This window comes from Streptomyces stelliscabiei, from assembly GCF_014873495.1.
Taxonomy (GTDB): Bacteria; Actinomycetota; Actinomycetes; order Streptomycetales; family Streptomycetaceae; genus Streptomyces; species Streptomyces bottropensis.
The window spans coordinates 6,639,255-6,651,981 of the sequence record NZ_JADBGF010000001.1 but is presented as its reverse complement, the minus strand read 5'-3'; the positions used below and the strand labels follow the sequence as shown (position 1 = coordinate 6,651,981).

The window sequence follows — 12,727 nt, the reverse complement described above, 5'->3', positions numbered from 1 at the left end:
ATCCGTGGGGTCCCCTGCTCATTTTGTCGGACTGACGATAGAGTCGGGCCGAACCCTCATCCGGCCGTCGTCGTATCAGAAAGGTGCGCTCCGATGACCGAGAATCATCAGCTGCCGTCCGAACTGGAAGTGCCCTCCGAGGCCCCCGACCGCAACCTCGCCCTGGAACTCGTCCGGGTGACCGAGGCCGCCGCGATGGCGGCGGGCCGCTGGGTCGGGCGCGGAGACAAGAACGGGGCGGACGGTGCCGCCGTGCGCGCCATGCGGACCCTCGTCTCCACCGTGTCCATGAACGGCGTCGTCGTGATCGGGGAGGGCGAGAAGGACGAGGCCCCGATGCTCTTCAACGGCGAGCGCGTCGGTGACGGCACCGGCCCGGAGTGCGACATCGCCGTCGACCCGATCGACGGTACGACGCTCACGGCCAAGGGCATGACCAACGCGATCGCCGTGCTCGCGGCCGCCGACCGGGGCACGATGTTCGACCCCTCGGCCGTCTTCTACATGGACAAGCTGGTCACCGGGCCCGAGGCGGCCGACTTCGTCGACATCGACGCCCCGGTCTCCGTGAACATCCGCCGGGTGGCCAAGGCCAAGCGGTCCGCGCCGGACGACGTGACCGTGGTCATCCTCGACCGGCCCCGGCACGAAGGGATCATCAAGGAGATCCGCGAGGCCGGAGCACGGATCAAGCTGATCTCCGACGGTGATGTGGCCGGCTCGATCCTGGCGCTGCGGGAGGGCACCGGTGTCGATCTGCTGCTCGGGGTCGGCGGCACGCCCGAGGGCATCATCTCGGCCTGCGCGGTGAAGTGCCTCGGCGGCACGATCCAGGGCAAGTTGTGGCCGAAGGACGACGCGGAGCGGCAGCGGGCGATCGACGCGGGCCACGACCTCGACCGGGTCCTGACGACCGACGACCTGGTGTCCGGGGAGAACGTGTTCTTCGTGGCGACCGGCATCACGGACGGGGAGCTGCTGCGGGGTGTGCGCTACCGCTCGGAGACCGCGACGACCGACTCGATCGTGATGCGGTCGAAGTCGGGAACGGTGCGACGGATCGATTCGACGCACCGGCTGAGCAAGCTGCGGGCCTACAGCTCGATCGACTTCGAGAAGGCCAAGTAGCTCCGCCGGTCACGCCCACACGGCGCGGCCGTACACGGCGAGGGCGACCTCTTGTGCGGAGAGGGCGCCCTCGCCATGTCTGAACCGGCGTCAACCGGCCGCGGCTATCGCCCCGTTCGTCCGTGCCGTCTTGTTCAGTTCCAGGTCCCGACGGCGCCTGCGGGCCAGGACGACCCGGCGTTCGGCCGCTGTCAGACCGCCCCAGACTCCGTAGGGCTCGGGTTGCAGGAGTGCGTGTTCCCGGCACTCGACCATGACGGGGCAGCGGGCACAGACGCGCTTGGCGGCTTCCTCGCGGGAGAGCCGGGACGCGGTGGGCTCCTTGGAGGGGGCGAAGAACAGCCCGGCCTCGTCGCGCCGGCACACGGCCTCCGTGTGCCACGGGGCGTCCTGATCCCGGTCTCGCACTGGCACCCGCTGGGGCGGAACAGCAGCGACCTGCAGGGACGAATGCGGCGGATGCAGCACGGTCTACTCCTGACGACGGCTTCGCGAGCGAGAGACGATGCAGCAAGGCCTACCCGCTGTGCGCGGGCCTATGCACTGAGTCCCGATCCGCTGGAATTCGCCGCCCACACCGCGCGAGCACAACCGGACCGGACCCCTCGGGTCATGTCCGGACGTGGTCGAATTCACACCCGTCAACGGTCCTGGTGTTTGCGCAAATGATCGTCCACCTTGCGGGCGACATGGTCGGAGACCCGGCCGAGGAGGTCGGCGATGACCTTCCCCCGCTTCGGCCTCGCCTCGATGTTCCCGAGGACGGCGAGGCCGTCCACATAGACCACCGGGGCGTCGGTCTCGCCCGAATCGAGCGCGTGCACCTCGAAGTTGCCGAGGATGCCGCCGCCGCTGCCGCGCAGCGAGACGTTCTCCGGGACGCGGACCTCGACGCTGCCGAAGACCGAGATGGCCTTGATCATCACCTGCCGGTGCTCGAATATCGCCTCGCTGAGGTCTATCTCGACGCTGCCGAATATCGCGTACGCGTGGATGCGCCGGCCCGCCCGGAAGCGGCCCTTGCGCATCGAGGCGCTGAAGACGGCCATCAGTCGGTCGTCGGGGTCGAGCGGGATGGCGCCGGGCGTCGGACGGTTGGGCACGGAGGAGACCGGCGGCACGTACGCCGGTGCCGCCCTGCGGGCCGCCTGGCCGGCAGGCAGGTCCCGCACGAAGACGTCCAGCTCACCCACCGTCCTGGCGGCGAGCACGCCCTCGACCCGCTCGGAGTGCTCCTCGGCGGTGAGTCGGCCCTCGGCGAGGGCGTCGCGCAGGAGGTCGGCGATCCGGTCGCGGTCGGCGTCGGAGGCGCGCAGCTCGGCAGACGGCAACGGCGGTTCCTGGGTGGGGCGCTTCTGAAGGTCCACGACAGCAGATTACCCACTCGCGATAGATCGCGACCAGGGGTGTGGACAACTCCGGGCCGGCGAACTGAGCCTTACCTCACAAGCCCGGTCCCAGCGCCAGGTTCTACGCTGGTGAGCGCTGCCGATGGAGGCCAGCCGCGCCGTCTTGTCGAGTGCCGAGTGCCGAGTGAGGAATGGGCGACATGCCTGAGTTCGAGTACACCGATCTGCTCCCCATGGGAGAGGACACCACCCCGTACCGGCTGGTGACCTCCGAGGGTGTCTCCACCTTCGAGGCCGACGGGCGCACGTTCCTCAAGGTGGAGCCGGAGGCGCTGCGCAAGCTGGCCGCCGAGGCCATCCACGACATCCAGCACTATCTGCGGCCGGCGCACCTCGCGCAGCTCCGCCGGATCATCGACGACCCCGAGGCGTCGGGCAACGACAAGTTCGTCGCCCTGGACCTGCTGAAGAACGCGAACATCGCGGCCGCGGGCGTCCTTCCCATGTGCCAGGACACCGGTACGGCGATCGTCATGGGCAAGCGCGGGCAGAACGTGCTCACCGAGGGCGGGGACGAGAAGGCCCTGTCCCAGGGCATCCACGACGCCTATCTGAACCTGAACCTGCGCTACTCGCAGATGGCTCCGCTCACCATGTGGGAGGAGAAGAACACCGGGTCGAACCTGCCGGCGCAGATCGAGCTGTACGCCACCGACGGCGGCGCCTACAAGTTCCTGTTCATGGCCAAGGGCGGCGGGTCGGCCAACAAGTCGTTCCTGTACCAGGAGACGAAGGCCGTCCTGAACGAGGCCTCCATGATGAAGTTCCTGGAGCAGAAGATCCGTTCGCTGGGCACGGCCGCGTGCCCGCCGTACCACCTCGCGATCGTGGTGGGCGGTACGAGCGCCGAGTACGCGCTGAAGACCGCGAAGTACGCCTCCGCGCACTACCTGGACGAGATCCCGGCCGAGGGCTCGCCGCTCGGGCACGGCTTCCGGGACAAGGATCTGGAGGAGAAGGTCTTCGAGCTGACGCAGAAGATCGGGATCGGCGCGCAGTTCGGCGGCAAGTACTTCTGCCACGACGTGCGGGTCGTCCGGCTGCCGCGGCACGGTGCCTCGTGCCCCGTCGCGATCGCCGTGTCCTGCTCGGCCGACCGGCAGGCCGTCGCGAAGATCACCGCCGAGGGTGTCTTCCTGGAGCAGCTGGAGACGGATCCGGCGCGGTTCCTGCCGGAGACCACGGACGAGCACCTGGACGAGTCGTCGGACGTCGTGCGGATCGACCTCAACCAGCCGATGGACGACATCCTCGCCGAGCTGACCAAGTACCCGGTGAAGACGCGGCTGTCGCTCTCCGGGCCGCTGGTCGTGGCGCGGGACATCGCGCACGCCAAGATCAAGGAACGCCTCGACGCGGGTGAGGAGATGCCGCAGTACCTGAAGGACCACCCGGTGTACTACGCCGGTCCCGCGAAGACCCCGGAGGGCTACGCGTCCGGTTCCTTCGGCCCGACCACGGCCGGCCGCATGGACTCCTACGTCGAGCAGTTCCAGGCGGCGGGCGGCTCCAAGGTGATGCTGGCCAAGGGCAACCGCAGCAAGCAGGTCACGGACGCGTGCGACACGTACGGCGGCTTCTACCTCGGCTCCATCGGCGGTCCCGCCGCCCGTCTCGCCCAGGACTGCATCAAGAAGGTCGAGGTCGTCGAGTACGAGGAGCTCGGCATGGAGGCCGTCTGGAAGATCGAGGTCGAGGACTTCCCGGCGTTCGTCGTCGTCGACGACAAGGGCAACGACTTCTTCCAGGACCCGGCGCCGGCGCCGACGTTCACGACGATTCCGGTGCGGGGGCCGGGGCTGGCGTAGCGGCAGCCGGGGCGGCGGGGACGGATTTCGCCCCCGCCGCCCCTACCCGTCCCCTCCCCAGGGGCGCCGCCCCTTCGACCCCGCCAGGGGCTGCCGCCCCCCGCACCCCCGCTTCGGCCCTGAACGGGCCCCGTCCTCGAGCACCGGACGGGCTGGGGGTCCCCAGGGGCTCGTCCTCGGACGCCGGGCGGGCCGGGGCGGGGTGCGCGGGTCTCGTCGAACGGTTAGGCGAGCTTCTTCACCTGCGCGTCGACGACCTCCGCCGGGAACTCGAAGTCCTTGCCGGACGCGGCCGAGGCCAGGTTCAGGGCGGTGACGTAGCCGACGGTGCCGCCCTTGCGGAAGACGACGACCTTCATCGGGATCTTCGTGCCCTCGGCCTCGCTGAGGAAGGTCAGGGCGATCGCCTCGTCGGCTCCCTCGGGCGCGGGGTCCGTGGAGACCTTGGTGACCTGCTGGGCGGTGCCGTCGGCCGTGACCTCGAAGCCGTCCGCGCAGTCCTTGGCCGAGGTGGCGAGGGACTTCATCACCTTCTGGGCGGCCGAGCCGTCGTAGGAGGTCAGGCGGAGCAGGGTGCGGGTGGCGTCGAGGCCCGAGACGTCACCGCTCTTGGCGGCCTCGGCGGGGTCGATCTTCTTCTGCGTCTCGCGCTGTACGGTCGCGGCCGGCTCGTCGACCACGGAGCCGAGCATGGCGTAGGCGACGGGCGCGCACGCGTCGGTGCCCGGCTCGATGTCCTTCCGGTCCACCGTGCCGGTGGGCTTTGTGACCTTGTGGCCCTTCACGTCCCCGTCCTTCAGGACCACCTTCTCCAGGTCCGCGGCGGAGAGGGCCTTGCCGCCCGAGTCGCCCTCTCCCCCGCTCCCGCCGGAGTCCGAGCACGCGGCGAGGAGGGTCAGGGACAGGGCGGCGACACCGGCCACGCAGGACCGACGTATGACAGCGCTTCTCAATGCACTTTCCTTCTTCGACACTTCATTCGATATTTCATTCGACATCGCGTTCGACGATCGACTCACCGCGGTGACCGTACTGCACGTCACCGACATCGGCGTGCGGAATTTCACGCTCACCCTCACGGGGTACGGCCGGGAACACCGGGCCCGGTCCGGACGCTGTACCGGGCATGAGTGACTACCGCGTCGAACACGACTCCATGGGCGAGGTCCGGGTACCGGCGGACGCCAAGTGGCGGGCCCAGACACAGCGGGCGGTCGAGAACTTCCCGATCTCGGGGCAGCACATCGAGCGCGCCCACATCGAGGCCCTGGCCCGGATCAAGGGCGCCGCCGCGACGGTCAACGCCGAACTGGGCGTGCTCGACAAGGACATCGCCGAGGCCGTCCGGGACGCGGCGGAGGAGGTCGCCGAGGGGCGCTGGGACGCGCACTTCCCGGTGGACGTGTTCCAGACCGGCTCCGGCACCTCGTCGAACATGAACACCAACGAGGTCATCGCCACACTGGCGAGCGAGCGGCTCGGCCGGGACGTGCACCCGAACGACCATGTGAACGCCTCGCAGTCGTCCAACGACGTCTTCCCCTCCTCGATCCACATCGCCGCCACCGCCGCCGTCACCCGTGATCTGATCCCGGCCCTGGAGCACCTGGCCGCCGCGCTGGAGCGCAAGTCCGCGGAATTCTCCGACGTGGTGAAGTCCGGTCGTACGCACCTCATGGACGCGACACCGGTGACTCTCGGCCAGGAATTCGGCGGGTACGCGGCCCAGGTGCGGTACGGCGTCGAGCGGCTCACGGCCTCGCTCCCCCGGCTCGCCGAACTCCCGCTGGGCGGCACGGCCGTGGGGACCGGCATCAACACGCCCCCCGGGTTCTCCGCCGCCGTCATCGCGGAGGTCGCGCGGGTCACCGGGCTGCCGCTCACCGAGGCGCGGGACCACTTCGAGGCGCAGGGGGCGCGGGACGGGCTCGTCGAGACGTCCGGACAGCTCCGTACGATCGCCGTGTCCCTCACCAAGATCGCCAATGATCTGCGGTGGATGGCGTCGGGGCCGAGGACCGGTCTCGCGGAGATCTCCCTGCCGGACCTCCAGCCCGGGTCCTCGATCATGCCCGGCAAGGTCAACCCGGTGATCCCGGAGGCCGTGCTCATGGTCGCCGCGCAGGTCACGGGCAACGACGTCACGGTCACCACGGCGGGCGCGTCCGGCAACTTCGAGCTGAACGTCATGCTGCCCGTCATCGCCAAGAACGTCCTGGAGTCCGTCCGGCTGCTGGCCAACGTCTCGCGACTGCTCGCCGACCGGACGGTGGACGGGATCGTCGCCCACCGGGAACGGGCCCGCGAGTACGCGGAGTCCTCTCCGTCGGTGGTCACCCCGCTCAACAAGTACATCGGGTACGAGGAGGCCGCGAAGGTCGCCAAGAAGGCGCTGGCCGAGCGGAGGACCATCCGGGAGGTCGTCCTGGCGAGCGGGTACGTGGAGCGCGGCGACCTCACCCTCGAACAGCTCGACGAGGCGCTGGATGTCCTGCGGATGACACGGCCGTGACCGTACGGCGAGTTCCGGCCGTCGTGGGTGTCGCGCGGGTAACCGATTCCCGCCGAGGCGTGAACCGTGAGCGGTGCCGCAGCGTCATATGCGCATGACACCTAATATCTGCGCATGGGAGACGACGGAGTGGTGAGACGAGTGGAAGCGGGCGGGTCGGCGGCGTTCTGGGAGCCGGGGAGTCAGATCCTGTGGCGTTACCGGGAGAACGGTGGCGAACGCTTCCATATCGCGCGCCCCGTCACGGTCGTACGCGACGACGCCGAGTTGCTGGCCGTGTGGCTGGCGCCCGGCACCGAGTGTGTTCGGCCCGTGCTGGCCGACGGCACCTCGCTGAACTCCGAGCCGCTCGCGTCGCGTTACAAGAAGCCGCGTGGCGTGCGGCACGGCCGCTGGTCCGGCACCGGGGTGCTGAAGCTCGCGCGGCCGGGCGAGCCGTGGTCGGTGTGGCTTTTCTGGGAGCAGGGTTGGCGTTTCAAGAACTGGTACGTCAACCTGGAGACGCCACTGGCCCGTTGGGACGGCGGTGTGGACTCCGAGGACCACTTCCTGGACATCTGCGTCTACCCTGACCGGTCCTGGACCTGGCTCGACGAGGACGAGTTCGCGCAGGCCCAGCAGGACGGCCTGATGGACGCGTCGGCGGCCGAGCAGGTGCGGGAGGCGGGCCGGTCCGCGGTGGAGGTGATCCGCGCGTGGGGCCCGCCGTTCGCGGACGGCTGGCAGCACTGGCGCCCGAATCCGGCATGGGGAGTACCGTCTCTCCCGGACGACTGGGACCGTACGCCCGCGCACTTGTCCTCATGAGACCCTTGATGCGCCCCGGGTCCGCAACCGTAGGATCGTCCTCCGCAAGAGTTCACAGGGGCAACTCCCGCAGTTCGGGCAGGGCTTGACCGTACGTCACCGAGGGGCGGCAAGACGTGATCAAGGGGTACGAGGGTTACACCGGGACGAGCCGGAGACGGCCCGGTGGACGGGCTGTACTGTCGTTCGCCGTGCCCGCCGGTACCGTGTGTGGCACAGGAACTGCCTCTGACCACGCGGGAATTCCGTTCCCAGGACACGTAATCCGGGTATCGGCCTTTCTGCGGGACGAAGTATCGGGTTTGCGGGACGCACTGCGCACACAACGCGCAGTCCCGGACGGATGGATTCGACACGCGTGACGGAGCACCCCACCTCCCATGAGCGCCCTCAGGGCGGCGCCGGCCCCACGGATCCCCGCGGGGCGCTCCTGCGTACGCAGGAGTCGATGCGCACCGCGCCGGCCGCGGCTTTACCCGCTCAGGCACGCATGGGTGACGCACCGGCCGAGCCCGGCACCGCGACGCCCTGCGCGAAGGGCGGACAGGCCCCCTCGGAGCACGCCCAGCCGGCGGTCTCCGAGCACTCCCAGCCCGCGGCCGCCGAACCCGACCCCCCACACCGCCCGCGCCCCGCGCCGGAGACCATCCCGGCGCAGCCGGGCGGTGAGCCGGAACGGTCCGGCGGGACCGTCGGCGCTCTGGAGCGGCGCAGCGGGCAGGGCGTGGCGCCGGGCGCCCCCATGCCCATGCGGCGGGACGGCGACCGGCTGCGGTTCGTCGGCGCCGCGACCCGGCGGATCGCCCGGGGCATAGACCTGGACGAGATCGTGATGGGTCTGTGCCGGGCCACCGTGCCGACGTTCTCGGACGCGATCCTCGTGTATCTGCGCGAGCCGCTGCCGGTCGGCGACGAGCGGCCGACGGGGCCCATGGTGCTGCGCCTGCGCCGCACCGACCGGATCCCCGAGGAGCGGGACACCGAGGGCGGCTTCATGCCGTCCGCGCTCCAGCCGGAGCAGCCGGTGGATCTGGCGGTCGTCACGGCCGAGCAGTGCGAGGTACGGCCCGGCGGGGCGCTCGCCGAGGTGCTGCGGGGGGTGCGTCCGGTCTTCGCGGACGCGCCGGCCGCGCACGACGCGCTGCCCGAACTGCTGGGCCCGGACGCGGAGCTGACGGTGCCGACCGGCCAGCGGGCGATCCTCGCCCCGCTGCGCGGCCGGCGCCGGGTGATCGGCGCAGCGGTCTTCCTGCGCCGTCCGGAGCGGATGGCGTTCGAGCAGGACGACCTGCTGGTCGCCGCCCAGCTCGCCACGCACAGCGCGCTCGGCATCGACAAGGCCGTGCTGTACGGCCGCGAGGCGTACATCGCCGACGAGCTGCAGCGCACGATGCTCCCGGAGGCGCTGCCGCGCTGCACCGGCGTACGGCTCGCGCACCGGTATCTGCCGGCCGCCGAGACGGCGCGGGTCGGCGGTGACTGGTACGACGCGATTCCCCTGCCGGGGAGCCGGGTCGCGCTGGTCGTGGGTGACGTGATGGGTCATTCGATGACCTCTGCCGCGATCATGGGCCAGCTGCGGACCACCGCGCAGACGCTGGCCGGGCTGGATCTGCCGCCGCAGGAGGTGCTGCACCACCTCGACGAGCAGGCCCAGCGGCTCGGTACGGACCGCATGGCGACCTGTCTGTACGCCGTGTACGACCCGGTCTCGCACAGGATCACCATCGCCAACGCGGGGCATCCGCCGCCGGTGCTGCTGCATCTGGGCGGGCGTGCCGAGGTGCTGCGGGTGCCGCCGGGTGCGCCGATCGGTGTGGGCGGCGTGGACTTCGAGGCGGTGGAGCTGGACGCGCCGGCCGGTGGCACGCTGCTGCTGTACACCGACGGGCTCGTGGAGTCCCGGCTCCGGGACGTGTGGACCGGTATAGAGCAGTTGCGGGAGAAGCTGGCCGCGACCGCGCAGCTGACCGGGCCGGACCATCCGCCGCCGCTGGAAGCGCTGTGCGACGAGGTGCTCGACATGCTCGGCCCGGGTGACCGGGACGACGACATCGCGCTGCTCGCCGCGCGGTTCGATGGGATCGCTCCCAGCGATGTCGCGTACTGGTTCCTGGAGCCGGAGGAGATGGCTCCGGGGCGCGCGCGCCGGCTGGCCCGGCACGCGTTGTCCCGTTGGGGGCTGGAGGAGTTGACCGACTCGGTCGAGCTGTTGATCAGCGAGGTCGTGACGAACGCGGTGCGGTACGCGACGCGGCCGGTCACCCTGCGGTTGCTGCGCACCGACGTGCTGCGGTGCGAGGTGACCGACGACGTGCCGCAGCTGCCCCGGTTGCGGCAGGCCCGGGCGACGGACGAGGGGGGCCGTGGGCTCTACCTGGTCAATCGGCTGGCGAAGCGGTGGGGGGCCACACGGCTGAGTGCGGGGAAGGTCGTGTGGTTCGAGCTGAACCACGCGTGAGCGCTCAACGGCCGCGCAGGTCGCGGCCCCGCGCCTCTCGAAGGCACACACGAGCCTCGTGAGGGCACACACGAAAGGGCGCCCGGTGATTTTCACCGGGCGCCCTTCGCCTGTCACGTGCGCTAGTCGTCCACCTGTGGATCCTTGGGATCCGGCGGGAACTCGATGCCGCCGTCGTCCGACGGGGTCCCCGACGGGGTCTCCTGCGGGCTCGACTCCGGGGGCGACTCCGGGGGCGACTGCGAGGGCGACTCCGAGGCCGTCGGAGGCTTGGAGGACGTCGGCGGCTCGCTGCTGGGGGTCTCGGACGGGGTCTCGCTCGGGGTCTGCGAGGGGGTCGGCGACTCGGTGGGCGCGACCGCGGCACCCTGCTTGGTGTCCAGGTCGAACTTGGCGGGCTTGCCCATGACACCGAAGGTGTACGTGGCCCAGATCTGGGCCGGGAAGCCACCGCCGTTGACCCGGGGGACGCCGACGGCGTTGTACATCGAGACGTGCTTGCCGTTCTTGCTCATGTCCTCGCCGAAGAGGCCGACGGAGGTCACGAGGTTCGGGGTGTAGCCGGTGAACCAGGCGGAGCGGTTCTCGTCGGAGGTACCCGTCTTGCCGGCGACCTGCTGGCCGTTGCGGGCCGGGTTGTCGCGGACGGAGGTCTTGGCCGTACCGTCGTCGACCACGCCGGTGAGGACCGAGGTGACCGTGTCGGCGGCCTCGGGGGTGATGACCTGCTCACCGATCGGACTGGGGAATTCGACCTCGCCGTCCCGGTGCGTGGCCGAGGCGATGATGGTCGGGGTGACCTTCTTGCCGTGGTTGTCGAGCGTGGCGTAGATGCCGGCCATCTCCAGCGGGCTGGCGCCCATGGAGCCCAGGGTCTGGGCGGGGACCGCCTGCATGCCCTCGGTGTCCATGCCGAGCTTCCCGGCGACCTCCATGACCTTCTCCATGCCCACGTCGACGCCCATCTGCGCGAAGACGGAGTTGATGGACTTGTTCATGGCGGTCTGGACGGTGACGTCGCCGTAGTCGACGTTGTCCTCGTTCGGCGGGTTGAAGCCGACCGCGGTGCCGTCGTCCATGACTTTGTGCCTGCTGTCACCGTCGTAGACCGTGCTGGCGGTGATCGGGTCGCCGTCCTGCGTCTCGGCGTCCTCGTCGACGGCCGCGGCGAGGATGACCGGCTTGAAGGTGGAGGCGGGCTGGTAGTCCCGGCGCATCGCGTTGTTCGTGAAGTGCTTCACGTAGTCGACACCGCCGTACATGGCGACGACCTTGCCGGTCTTCGGGTCCACCGAGACGGCGCCGGCCTGGATGTACTTGTCGACCTTGCGCTTCTTCGGGTCGAGCTTGCTGGTGAGGCGCTGCTTGACGGCCTTCTCCAGCGCGGCCTGCTTCTTGGCGTTGATGTTCAGCGTGATGGTCCAGCCACCCGCCTCGATCTTCGTCCTGGCGTCCTCGACGTCCTCCGCCGTGCCGTCGGCCACGAGCTGCCTGGCCAGCTGGTTGTTGGCGGCCTCGACGAGGTAGCCGTTCTGGCCCGCCATGTCGGGGGCTGCCTGGGGCGGCTTCGGCTTGGGGAGCTTCATGCCCGCGCGCTCCGAGGCGGACAGCTTCTTCATCTTGACCATGTTGTCCAGGACGTAGTTCCACCGCGCCGTGACCAGCTTCTTGCCGGTCGGGGTGGCGGTGGCCAGGTCGTACTGGCTGGGGGCCTGGAGCAGCGCGGCGAGGTAGGCGCCCTCTTCGACGTCGAGGTCCTTGGCGTCCTTGCGGTAGTAGGCCTGGGCGGCGGCCTGGATGCCCCAGGCGCTACGGCCGTAGAAGCTGGTGTTGATGTAGCCCGCGAGGATGTAGTCCTTGCTCTTGTCACGCTCCAGCTTCAGGGAGATGACCAGCTCGTTGAGCTTGCGGGTGACGGTCTGGTCGGACGTCAGGTAGTAGTTCTTGACGTACTGCTGGGTGATCGTCGAACCGCCCTGCTTGCCCTTGCCGGACAGGGTGTTGATCACGCCGCGGGCCATGCCCTTGAGGTCGACGCCGGGGTCCGTGTAGAAGGACTTGTTCTCGGCGGCGACGAAGGTCAGCTGGACCTTCTTGGGGACATCCGCGAGTTCGACGATCTCGCGGTTGGTGTTGCCGGTGCGGGCGAAGACCTTGCCGTTGGAACCGGAGAACTTGTAGACGTTGCTCTCCTGGGTCGCCTGCGGGTTCCCCTTCGGAATGTCGATCGACATGTAGAGCACGACGAAGGCACCCATGCCGAGCAGGCAGACGCCGAAGAACGTGCCGAGGATCTTCTTCCAGGTGAAGAGACGGCGCAGGAAGCTCTTCTTCTGCTGCTTCTTCTTGCCGCCGCCCTTGGCCGCCGCTCTGGCGGCCGCCCGGCCGCCGCCCTCGGGCGGGGCTATGACGGCCGTCGTCCCCGCTTCGCTCCCGGACGAGCGCTGGGGCGCCGCGCGGCGACCGCCGCGCTGCCGCGCTCGTCTTTCTTCCGCTCGTCCCATGGCTCCGGTCCGCTCCGACTTCTTCTCGGTCTCATACGTCACTCGGGTGTTGTCAGCTCAGCAAGCTAACACCGAGGACTGTGGCAAGAGGGAGTCGG

10 protein-coding genes are annotated in these 12,727 nt (G+C 69.8%); 6 read left to right on the top strand and 4 right to left on the bottom strand.

Translation table 11 applies throughout. The features are described from left to right. Positions 1–93 precede the first annotated feature (93 nt). Complete coding sequence (gene glpX / locus H4687_RS29645; RefSeq protein WP_046919002.1) at positions 94–1,128, top strand: class II fructose-bisphosphatase; 1,035 nt, start codon at positions 94–96, stop codon at positions 1,126–1,128. A gap of 90 nt (positions 1,129–1,218) precedes the next feature. Here glpX and H4687_RS29640 read toward each other — a convergent pair whose 3' ends face one another. After that, entirely contained in the window at positions 1,219–1,596 is a 378-nt protein-coding gene (locus tag H4687_RS29640) for a WhiB family transcriptional regulator (protein WP_078907616.1), read from the bottom strand. A gap of 173 nt (positions 1,597–1,769) precedes the next feature. Beyond that, positions 1,770–2,495 carry a DUF1707 SHOCT-like domain-containing protein gene (locus H4687_RS29635; protein ID WP_005480707.1) on the bottom strand — a complete coding sequence of 242 codons (726 nt, stop codon included), beginning with the start codon at positions 2,493–2,495 and terminating at the stop codon, positions 1,770–1,772. Positions 2,496–2,677: 182 nt separating this feature from the next. Between H4687_RS29635 and H4687_RS29630 the strand changes: the two genes are divergently transcribed. Next, positions 2,678–4,345, top strand: coding sequence for a fumarate hydratase (locus tag H4687_RS29630; protein WP_050399580.1), 1,668 nt, complete (start codon positions 2,678–2,680; stop codon positions 4,343–4,345). 224 nt (positions 4,346–4,569) lie between these two features. Here the strand turns inward: H4687_RS29630 and H4687_RS29625 are convergent, their stop codons facing one another. After that, a complete protein-coding gene (locus H4687_RS29625) occupies positions 4,570–5,268 on the bottom strand; it encodes a hypothetical protein (protein WP_050399579.1) in 699 nt (232 codons plus the stop codon). Between the two features lie 13 nt (positions 5,269–5,281). Here H4687_RS29625 and H4687_RS29620 point away from each other — a divergent pair, with 13 nt between their 5' ends. From H4687_RS29620 to H4687_RS29605, 4 genes are all read left to right on the top strand, one after another. Continuing rightward, positions 5,282–5,479 carry a hypothetical protein gene (locus H4687_RS29620; RefSeq protein WP_050399578.1) on the top strand — a complete coding sequence of 66 codons (198 nt, stop codon included), beginning with the start codon at positions 5,282–5,284 and terminating at the stop codon, positions 5,477–5,479. After that, positions 5,472–6,857: a class II fumarate hydratase gene (locus tag H4687_RS29615; protein ID WP_046918605.1), complete on the top strand. Its 1,386-nt coding sequence runs from the start codon at positions 5,472–5,474 to the stop codon at positions 6,855–6,857. Before H4687_RS29620 ends, H4687_RS29615 begins: the two co-directional genes overlap by 8 nt. A 114-nt stretch (positions 6,858–6,971) precedes the next feature. Then, complete coding sequence (fomD, locus tag H4687_RS29610) at positions 6,972–7,664, top strand: cytidylyl-2-hydroxypropylphosphonate hydrolase (protein ID WP_046918606.1); 693 nt, start codon at positions 6,972–6,974, stop codon at positions 7,662–7,664. A gap of 343 nt (positions 7,665–8,007) precedes the next feature. Continuing rightward, positions 8,008–10,125 carry an ATP-binding SpoIIE family protein phosphatase gene (locus H4687_RS29605; RefSeq protein ID WP_179860021.1) on the top strand — a complete coding sequence of 706 codons (2,118 nt, stop codon included), beginning with the start codon at positions 8,008–8,010 and terminating at the stop codon, positions 10,123–10,125. A gap of 122 nt (positions 10,126–10,247) precedes the next feature. On the opposite strand, the gene H4687_RS29600 is transcribed toward H4687_RS29605, so the two are convergent. Further along, on the bottom strand, positions 10,248–12,629 hold the full coding sequence (locus tag H4687_RS29600; RefSeq protein ID WP_179860266.1) for a transglycosylase domain-containing protein: 2,382 nt from the start codon (positions 12,627–12,629) through the stop codon (positions 10,248–10,250). Between the last annotated feature and the right edge of the window lie 98 nt (positions 12,630–12,727).

Excerpts from the sequence above, each read along its gene's own strand:
- glpX (WP_046919002.1), top strand. The coding sequence starts at position 94 with ATGACCGAGAATCATCAGCTGCCGTCCGAACTGGAAGTGCCCTCCGAG.
- H4687_RS29630 (WP_050399580.1), top strand. The coding sequence starts at position 2,678 with ATGCCTGAGTTCGAGTACACCGATCTGCTCCCCATGGGAGAGGACACC.
- H4687_RS29620 (WP_050399578.1), top strand. The coding sequence starts at position 5,282 with ATGACAGCGCTTCTCAATGCACTTTCCTTCTTCGACACTTCATTCGAT.
- H4687_RS29615 (WP_046918605.1), top strand. The coding sequence starts at position 5,472 with ATGAGTGACTACCGCGTCGAACACGACTCCATGGGCGAGGTCCGGGTA.
- fomD (WP_046918606.1), top strand. The coding sequence starts at position 6,972 with ATGGGAGACGACGGAGTGGTGAGACGAGTGGAAGCGGGCGGGTCGGCG.
- H4687_RS29605 (WP_179860021.1), top strand. The coding sequence starts at position 8,008 with ATGGATTCGACACGCGTGACGGAGCACCCCACCTCCCATGAGCGCCCT.
- H4687_RS29600 (WP_179860266.1), bottom strand. The coding sequence starts at position 12,629 with ATGGGACGAGCGGAAGAAAGACGAGCGCGGCAGCGCGGCGGTCGCCGC.